Genomic DNA, 8,779 nt, shown 5'->3' with positions numbered 1-8,779 from the left:
GTGATGAACGTGAAAGACATGTACGCCAGCATCCTGGCCGCCGGTGCGCTCGGTTATGCGCTCAACGTGCTCTTCTTGTTACTAGAGCGTCGCATTGTTCACTGGAGCGGAAGATGAACGCAGTGTTGAACGGCCCCGTGTTTGCCGACGTACCCAAGCCGAAGTTCGAGCCTGGCCCGGCCGGCACGCACATCACCATCCGCGGCCTCACCAAATACTTCGCCGGCTGGCCGCTGTATGAAAACTTCGACCTCGACATCCCCAAGTCGAAGATCGTGTCGGTGTTCGGCCCCAACGGCTGCGGCAAGTCGACGCTGATCAACATGATTGCTGGGCTGATCCCCATCGACTCGGGCGAGATCCTGTTCGACGGCAAGTCGCTCAAAGACACCAAGATCGGCTACGTGTTCCAGAACTACCGCGAAGCGATGTTCCCGTGGATGCGCACCATCGACAACATCGCCTACCCGCTGGTGCTCGAAGGCAAATCGAAGGCCGAGGTCGACCGCCGCATGGCCGAGCTGGTGGCATCGTTCGATGTCAAGTTCGATTTGAAGCGCTACCCGTATGAACTCTCCGGCGGCCAGCAGCAAACCGCCTCGATCATGCGGGCCCTGGCCAACGGCCCCGAGGTGCTGTTCCTCGACGAGCCCTTCTCGGCGCTCGATTTCGAGATGACGCTCTTCATCCGCGAGAAGCTGCAAGAGGTGTTCATGCAGACCGGCACCACCATGATGCTGGTGTCGCACGATCTCGAAGAGGCGGTGTATCTCGCCGACCAGGTGCTGCTGCTGACCAAACGCCCGACCCGGGTGGCAGAGATCTTGCCTTATGGCGATGCCAGGCCGCGCACCGTGGCCACACTTTCCGAGCCGAGCTTCATTGCCACCAAGAAGCTGAGCCTGGAGATTTTCCAACGAGAGGTCAGGCGTTGAGTTCAATCGTGAGTTCAAACAGCACCGAGGTTCAAGACTACGTGCGCGCCACCGCGCGCTTCCTGGCCCTGCCGCTCGACGAGGCCCAGGTCGAGCGCGTGGCCGTGCACCTGGCCCGCACCCGGGCCATGGTGGCCGCGCTGAAAGACGCCCCTTTGCACCCCGAGCTCGAGCCGGCCGAGATCTATTGCCCCGCGCCCTTCCCGCCCGGCGACGAATGAGTTTTGCCAGGAGCCACGACATGATCAACGGCCTGCACGTCGTTCGCGCGGTACACGCTGGCGAGATGCAGGCCGAAGAGGCGCTCGAGCACTGCATAGCGCGCATCGAGGTCACCGACCCGCGCGTCAATGCCTTCACCGACGGCACTTTCGAGCGCGCCACCCGCGAAGCGCAGGCCATCGACAAGCGGCGCGCCCGTGGCGAGGTGCTGCCGCCGCTGGCCGGCATGCCCTATGCCGTGAAGAACCTGTTCGACATCGAGGGCATGACCACCCGCGCCGGCAGCAAGGTGCGCAACAGCCAGCCGCCGGCCACCGCCGACGCCGTGCTGGTGCAGCGCATGCACGCCGCCGGCGCGGTGCTGGTGGGCGCGCTCAACATGGACGAGTTCGCCTACGGGTTCACCACCGAAAACACGCACTACGGCCCGTGCCGCAACCCGCGCCGGCTGGAGCACACCGCCGGTGGTTCGTCGGGCGGCTGCGGCGCGGCGGTGGCGGCCGGCCAGGTGCCGGTGACGCTCGGGTCCGACACCAATGGCTCGATCCGCGTGCCTTCGTCGCTGTGCGGCGTGTGGGGGCTCAAACCCACCTTCGGGCGCTTGTCGCGGCGCGGCAGCTTCCCCTTCGTCGCGAGCATCGACCACCTGGGGCCGTTTGCGCGCTCGGTCGAAGACCTGGCCGCCAGCTACGACGCGCTGCAAGGCCCCGACGAGCTCGACCCCGGCTGCCATGCACAACGGGTGCAACCCACGCTGGCGCAGATCGGCCACAGCCTGGCCGGCCTGCGCATCGGCGTGTTGAACGGCTACTTCGAAGAGCAAGCCGGCCCGGCGGCGCGCAAGGCGCTGGATCTCGCGGCGACGGCGCTGCAAGCAACTCGCGGTGTCACCTGGCCCGACGCGGCGCTGGCGCGCGTGGCGGCCTTCGTCATCACCGCCAGTGAAGGCGGCTCCTTGCACCTGCCGCTGCTGCGCGAGCGGGCGGCCGAGTTCGAGCCGCTGTCGGTCGACCGGTTCATCGCCGGCGCCTTGCAACCTGTCGACTGGTACGTGCGCGCACAACGGTTTCGCCGCGCCTACCGCGACAAGGTGCAGGCCTTGTTCAAGGAGTGGGACGTGCTGCTCGCCCCCGCCACGCCGGTGCAGGCCACGCCGATCGGCGCCGAGACTTTCGAGCTGAACGGCAACACCGTGCCGGCGCGGCCGTCGATGGGTTTGTTGACGCAGCCGATCTCGTTCGCCGGCTGCCCGGTGGTCGCAGCACCCTTGTGGCCTGACGGCCGCAATGCCTTGCCATTGGGTGTGCAGGTGATCGCCGCGCCGTGGCGCGAAGACCTGGCGCTGCGGGTGGCGCGCGCGCTCGAAGCGAGCGGTGTGGCGTGTTCGCCGGTGGCGGGGATATGACGAAGCGCGCATCTTCTTCCGTTCGGGCTGAGCCTGTCGACGCCTGGTGGACGTGCAACCAGGGCTTCGACAGGCTCAGCCCGAACGGTGAGTGACATGGACATCAACATCCCCGCAGTGCTCGCCGAAGTCACCGCCGCGTTCGATCGCTACGAAGACGCGCTGGTGAACAACAAGGTGGCCGTGCTCGACGAGTTGTTCTGGCGCAGCCCGCACACCCTGCGCTACGGCGTGGGCGAAAACCTCTACGGCTTCGACGCGATCCAGGCCTTTCGGGCGGCCCGCCCCGCCACCGGCCTGGCGCGCACGCTCTTGCGCACCCAGATCACCACCTACGGCGACAGCTTCGCCACCGCCCACTGCGAGTTCCAGCGCGAAGGCGGCGCCAAACCCGGCCGCCAAAGCCAAACCTGGATGAAGACCCCCGAAGGCTGGCGCGTGGTATCGGCGCATGTAAGCTTGTTGGGATGAAAGCCCCGGCCAAGAAGAGCGCAGCGCCCACGCCCAACCCACGCGACCTCACGCGCTCCGAGGTCGCCTACCGCCGCCTCAAGGCCGCCATCTTCGACTTCGTTCTGCTGCCCGGCGACGGCTTCACCGAGACCGACATGGCCGAGCGCCTCGGCATGTCGCGCACCCCGGTACGTGAAGCGCTGTTTCGGCTGGAGCTCGAAGGTTATGTGAAGGTCGCCTACCGAAGCGGCTGGAGCGTGGCGCCGTTTGACTTTCGCAAGCTCGAAGAGCTGTACGACCTGCGCGTGGTGCTGGAGTGCACCGCCGTCGACCGCCTGTGCGCCATGGTGCCCATGCCCGACCTGGGCCTGCTCAAGGCCGCCTGGCTCGCGCCGGAAAAAGAGCGCAAGACCGACACCACCGAAGTGGCCGCGCTCGACGAAGCCTTTCACGCCACGCTGGTGAGCGCCGCCGGCAACCTGCAGATGGCACGGGTGCACGCCGACGTGACCGACGGCATCCGCATCGTGCGCCGGCTCGACTTCACCCAGCCACCACGCATTGCCGCCACCTACGAAGAACACGCCAAGATCCTGCGCGCCATCCTTGCGCGGCGTGCCGACCCGGCCAAGCTGATGCTGCGCACCCACATCGAGGCCAGCAAGGCCGAGGTGCGCAAGATCACCATCCACAAGCTTCACAGCGCACGGCCTGCCGCCGGGGATTTGTAGCCGTTCTGTCATCGAACGGTGCCGCGCCGATGCGGCACGCGGTTTGTGTGACTTCCGTCTCATCATTTAGGGCCTGTTTGCGCCACACCCCGGTGCTTCTTACAGGGTGATTTGCATGGTCATGCCGCTATGCTTGACCTTCGGCTCGCTGCGGTCCACTCCCCTAAAAAAAATGAAGTCCGTCGTCTGGAAATGTGTGCTTTGGTTGTGCGTCTTGGCCTGCCCCCACGGCGTGTGGGCCGCCCCCCCCCTGGCCACGGCCACCATCGTCGACGGTGAGGTGCTGCTGATCCGTGGCGCCACGAGGCTGCAGCTGACCGAGGGGGTGCGCCTGGGCGCAGACGACATCGTCGAAACCACGGCCAAGGGCCGCCTGGTGCGAATCGAATTCAACGACGGGGTGATGCTCGACCTGGGCCCCGAGTCGCGCACCCTGCTGGCACCCAGGCTGAGCGGTGACCGGGCCAGGTTCGTGTCGCGCCTTCACCTGCTGCGCGGTGTGGCCAAGCTCAGTTCGCCCCAGCCACCGGTGCCTGCGGCCACCACCCTGTCGTCACCCGCCTTCGACGTGAGCACCGTGGCGCGCAGTGCGGTGTTCGTCGTGCAGGGCAACGAGGCGTATGCGTTCGCAGAGTCGGGCGAGGTGGTGCTGCGTGAGCGCATCGCCGGCAAGCCGGCTGGCAACTTCGCCCTCAAGAGCGGCGAGTTCTTCGCCCGCGCGGGCGAGGCCAAGGCCACCGTCACGCCCCGGCCCACGCCGGCCTTCATCCAGCGGCTGCCACGCGCCTTTCTCGACACGCTGCCCGCACGCGCCGCGCTGTTCAAGGGCCGCGATGCCGAGCCCAAGGCGCTGGGCGACATCTCGTTCGCCGAGGTCGAGGCCTGGATCGACGCCGACGGCCTGCGCCCCGCCTTCGTCGCGCGCTGGAAGGCGCTGGCGCAGAACCCGGCCTTCCGCGACGCGCTCGCCGCCAACATGCGCGCCCACCCTGAGTGGGACCGCATCGTCTTCCCCGAAAAGTACCTGCCCAAACCGGCGGCCAGCGCAGCACCCGCCTACAGTGCCAAGCCCTGATCGGTCTGCACATTTCCTGCCCATTCCAAAAGAGTCACCATGAAACTGCTCGTCAAGTTCAACCTCGTGTTCCTGGTGGTGTTTGCGCTCGGCCTGGGGGCTTCGAGCTACGTCGCACGCAAGCTGCTGCAAGAAGGCGCCCACGAAGAAGTGCTCGACCGCGCCCGCCTGCTGATGGAAAGCGCCATGGCCGTCAGCACCTACACCTCGACCCAGGTGGCGCCGCTGCTCGAAACGCAGATGACCTACACCTTCCTGCCGCAGTCGGTGCCGGCGTATTCGGCCTCCGAGGTGCTCAACGCGCTGCGCAAGAACCACCCCGAATACGCCTACAAGCCGGCCATGCTCAACCCCACCAACCCGCGTGACCGCGCGCAAGACTGGGAAGAAGACGTGATCCAGCAGTTCAAGCAGTCACCCGAGCGCACCGAGTTCATCGGCGAGCGCATGACACCCTCGGGCCCGGTCACCTACATCGCCCGCCCGATCAAGGTCACCAACCCGGCCTGCCTGCGCTGCCACAGCACGGTCGACGCAGCGCCCAAACCGTTGGTCGAAAAGTACGGGCCGGCGAATGGCTTCGGCTGGAACCTGAACGAGGTGTTGGGAGCACAGGTGGTGTCGGTGCCGATGTCGGTGCCGCTCGCTCGTGCCGACCGCGCCTTTGGCGTGGTGATGGGCTTGCTGGCGGGTGTGTTTTTGCTGATCGGCCTGTCGCTCAACCTGATGCTGTGGAAGCTCGTCATCCAGCCGGTGAGCCGTCTATCGCAGCTCTCTGACCGTGTGAGCCTGGGCGAACTCGATGCGCCCGAGTTCGCCGTCAACTCGAAAGACGAGATCGCGACTTTGGCGGAATCGTTCACGCGCATGCGCAAGAGCATGGTCCACGCGATGAAGATGCTGGACAACTGAACTCGACAATCGAAAACATGCAGACGCCCAAAGATCGCGCGAGCCCGGCGCCGGGCCGCCCCAAGGCGGGCTCGGCCCCCTCGGGGGGCAGGCGCGCAGCGCCGTGGGGGCTGACATGACTCACCCGGAGCGCTTAGGCAAATACCCGATCACCGGCGTGCTCGGCAAGGGCGCCATGGGCGTGGTCTACAAGGGCTTCGACCCGGTCATCAACCGGTCGGTGGCCATCAAGACCATCCACAAGGCGCTGATCGGGCAAGACCTGTCGGGCTCGTCGACCACCGCGCGCTTCAAGAACGAGGCGCGCGCCGTGGGCCGCATGGCCCACCCGAACATCGTGGCCATCTACGAATACGGCGAAGACGACAACACCGCTTACATCGCGATGGAGTACGTGGAGGGCCGCACGCTCTCGCAGATCCTGGGCGGCACACCGCGCCCACCCGAGTGCGACATCCTGACGCTGATGGATCAGTTGCTCGCCGCGCTCGACTGTGCGCACAAGCACGGCGTGTGGCACCGCGACATCAAGCCCGCCAACCTGATCGTCACCAACGCCGGTCAGCTGAAGGTGACCGACTTCGGCATCGCGCGCATCGAGTCGGTGGTGCTGACGCAGATCACCTCGACCATCGGCACGCCGGGCTACATGGCGCCCGAGCAGTACATCGGCGAAGGGGTCGATCACCGCATCGACATCTTCGCCGCCGGTGCGCTGCTCTACGGCATGCTGGTCGGCCACCCACCGTTCCAGGGCTCGGCCGAAACCGTCATGTACAAGGTGGTCAACGACCACCCGGTGCTGCCGAGCAAGGTGCCCGAGGCCGGGCGGCCCGAGTTCTACGACGCCATCGTGGCGAAGGCCCTGGCCAAGAAACCGGAGCAGCGTTACGCGAGCGTGGCCGAGTTCCGTGCGGCGCTGGCCAAGCGCGACCTGTCGGCCGAGCCCGACACCGGCGAGACCACCATCATCGTCGGCCACCACCACAGCGCGCCTGTCGCCGGCATCGGCGTGCTGGAGCCACCGAGTGGCGTGCCGCGCTCGGCCAGCACCACGCTGCCAGGCTGGGACCCCGTCACGCTGCACCAGGTGGAGCTGGCGCTGGCCTCCTTCGTCGGGCCCATGGCCAAGGTGATGGTGCGCCAGGCCGCCAAGACCCACATCGACATCGCCGGGCTGAAAGCCAGCCTGTGCGAGCACCTGCCTTCGGATCAGGAACGCCAGCGTTTCCTGGCCAAGTTCGGCGCTGCCACGGCGGGCACGCACATCAGCGGGGGCTCCAAGGTGACGGGGCCGGTGCCGCCCACCCAGCCGCTGAGCCATGCCGGCTCGGCGGTGGGCGCGCCGGTCTCGACCGAGGTTCTGACCGCGGCCGCCCGCGTGCTCAGCAGCCACATCGGGCCGATCGCCAGCATCGTGGTCAAGAAGGCCGCGGCGAAGGCACGCTCTCAGGAGCAGCTGTACGTGATGCTCGGTGAGCAGGTGGGTGAAGGTGCGGAGCGCGACAAGCTCTTGACGGCGCTGCGGCGCAAGGGCTGAGGGCAGCTCGTCATTCCAGTGGGGGCGTGAATCCAGCAAGCAGTCATGCGCGCCACGCTGTGCCTCTGACAAAAAGGTTCACCGCAAAGGCGCCAAGAACGCCAAGGTCGCAAAGAACCCAGAGCCTGCTCTTTCTTGGCGTTCCTTTGCGACCTTGGCGCCTTTGCGGTCATAAAACCGTGCCCTGGCTCCGCCCTCAGCGAACTGCGTAGTTCTCCGGAAACAAGCGCCGCTCCACCGACTCGATCAAGATGTGAATCACCTTGATGTGCAGCTCCTGCACGCGGTCGGCAAACTGCCCTCCGGGCGTGCAGATGTCGATGTCGGCCAGCGTGCTCAGCGTGGCGCCGGGGCGGCCTGAAAGACCGATCACCGTCATGCCCATCTCCTGGGCCACACGCACCGCTGCCAACACGTTGCCACTGGTGCCACTGGTGCTGATGGCCACCAGCACGTCGCCCTGGCGTGCATGCGCTTCGAGGTAGCGCGAGAACACATGTTCATAGCCATAGTCATTGGCCACGCAGCTCATGTAGCCCGCATCGCTGATGGCCACCGCGGCCAGCGCCTTGCGATTACCGCGGTACCGGCCCGACAACTCTTCGGCAAAGTGCATGGCGTCGCACATCGAGCCGCCATTGCCGCAACTGAACACACGCCCGCCCCGCTCGAACAAATCGGCCAGGCAGGTGCCCGCCTGGTCGATCGCGTTCAAGGTGGTGGCGTTGGCCAGCAAGGCGTCGAGTGCCGAGCGGGCCTCGAGCAGGGTCTGTTGAATGTGCGGGCTCATGGGGACTTCCTTCAATCGATCTTGAACGCGGCATGCAGCGCGCTGCGCCACACCGCGGGCCAGCGTATCACCGCGGCGACACGCCGATCAACCAGGCGTGCGCCTGCCACACGAAGAGGCCGTACAAGGCCAGGCCGCCGACCACCGCGATGGCATCGTTCATCGGGGAAGGCGGCGCCCCCGGCACCGGCCGCGCCACGCGGCGCTTGAGCGAGATGCGCTCGGCCACGGCCCAGGCGAGAAAGCCACCGAAGAGCAGCACATCAGCCAGCGTGCCGTTGGACAGCAGGTGGGCCAATGCCCAGAGCTTGGTGGCGGCCAGCATCGGGTGCTGGGTGGCCGTCTTGATGCGCCCCGGCAGGTAGGCCGCCAGCAACAAGGGAAACACCGGCACCAGCAGCAGCAGCGACAGATGGCGCAACCACGTGGGCGGCGCGTACAGCACCACCGGTGCCTGCCGCGCGATGCCATAGCCGTAGACGATCAGCGCGAAGCCTGCGATGGCGACAACGGTGTAGATGGCCTTCCAGGCCTTCTCGTGGCGGGCCGCCTGCGCGTCGCGCCAGGCGGGGGCCACGATCGACACGGAGTGGATGCCGAGGAACAGCACGAGGCCGAGAACGAGCAAGGTCATGGAGAGCTCCAACGGGCAGGGGAGCGGGCCAGTCTACCGGGCCGCCACCACGCCAACGCGCGGACCTGCAAAAAGCGAAATG

General features: G+C 66.7%; 10 protein-coding genes and 1 pseudogene. 9 read left to right on the top strand and 2 right to left on the bottom strand.

The window, feature by feature from the left end:
* The 9 genes and pseudogenes from RMO40_RS05655 to RMO40_RS05615 all read left to right on the top strand — a co-directional run.
* A pseudogene (locus RMO40_RS05655) lies at positions 1-117 on the top strand (ABC transporter permease); the annotation flags it as partial.
* Positions 114-935 (top strand): ATP-binding cassette domain-containing protein, encoded by an 822-nt coding sequence (locus RMO40_RS05650; RefSeq protein ID WP_309717518.1) that lies wholly within the window; start codon positions 114-116, stop codon positions 933-935. The pseudogene RMO40_RS05655 and the gene RMO40_RS05650, both read left to right, overlap by 4 nt.
* A gap of 8 nt (positions 936-943) precedes the next feature.
* Positions 944-1,156, top strand: coding sequence for a DUF4089 domain-containing protein (locus RMO40_RS05645; protein ID WP_309717515.1), 213 nt, complete (start codon positions 944-946; stop codon positions 1,154-1,156).
* 20 nt (positions 1,157-1,176) lie between these two features.
* Positions 1,177-2,562 carry an AtzE family amidohydrolase gene (locus tag RMO40_RS05640; RefSeq protein WP_309717512.1) on the top strand — a complete coding sequence of 462 codons (1,386 nt, stop codon included), beginning with the start codon at positions 1,177-1,179 and terminating at the stop codon, positions 2,560-2,562.
* A gap of 96 nt (positions 2,563-2,658) precedes the next feature.
* Positions 2,659-3,033 (top strand): oxalurate catabolism protein HpxZ, encoded by a 375-nt coding sequence (hpxZ, locus tag RMO40_RS05635; protein WP_309717508.1) that lies wholly within the window; start codon positions 2,659-2,661, stop codon positions 3,031-3,033.
* Positions 3,030-3,746 carry an FCD domain-containing protein gene (locus RMO40_RS05630; RefSeq protein ID WP_309717504.1) on the top strand — a complete coding sequence of 239 codons (717 nt, stop codon included), beginning with the start codon at positions 3,030-3,032 and terminating at the stop codon, positions 3,744-3,746. Before hpxZ ends, RMO40_RS05630 begins: the two co-directional genes overlap by 4 nt.
* Before the next feature lie 232 nt (positions 3,747-3,978).
* Positions 3,979-4,821 (top strand): hypothetical protein, encoded by an 843-nt coding sequence (locus RMO40_RS05625; protein ID WP_309717501.1) that lies wholly within the window; start codon positions 3,979-3,981, stop codon positions 4,819-4,821.
* Positions 4,822-4,860: 39 nt separating this feature from the next.
* Complete coding sequence (locus tag RMO40_RS05620; protein WP_309717499.1) at positions 4,861-5,733, top strand: c-type heme family protein; 873 nt, start codon at positions 4,861-4,863, stop codon at positions 5,731-5,733.
* 115 nt (positions 5,734-5,848) lie between these two features.
* Positions 5,849-7,273, top strand: a complete 1,425-nt coding sequence (locus tag RMO40_RS05615; protein WP_309717497.1) for a protein kinase domain-containing protein — start codon at positions 5,849-5,851, stop codon at positions 7,271-7,273.
* A 196-nt stretch (positions 7,274-7,469) separates the two neighbouring features.
* Here the strand turns inward: RMO40_RS05615 and RMO40_RS05610 are convergent, their stop codons facing one another.
* Positions 7,470-8,063: an SIS domain-containing protein gene (locus tag RMO40_RS05610; RefSeq protein ID WP_309717496.1), complete on the bottom strand. Its 594-nt coding sequence runs from the start codon at positions 8,061-8,063 to the stop codon at positions 7,470-7,472.
* A gap of 67 nt (positions 8,064-8,130) precedes the next feature.
* A complete protein-coding gene (locus RMO40_RS05605; RefSeq protein WP_309717491.1) occupies positions 8,131-8,697 on the bottom strand; it encodes an NnrU family protein in 567 nt (188 codons plus the stop codon).
* Positions 8,698-8,779: the final 82 nt, after the last annotated feature.

It is taken from the genome of Rhizobacter sp. (genome assembly GCF_031412075.1).
GTDB lineage: Bacteria > Pseudomonadota > Gammaproteobacteria > Burkholderiales > Burkholderiaceae_C > Rhizobacter.
The sequence above is the reverse complement of the archived record's forward strand: the minus strand, read 5'-3'. Positions and strand labels throughout refer to the sequence as shown.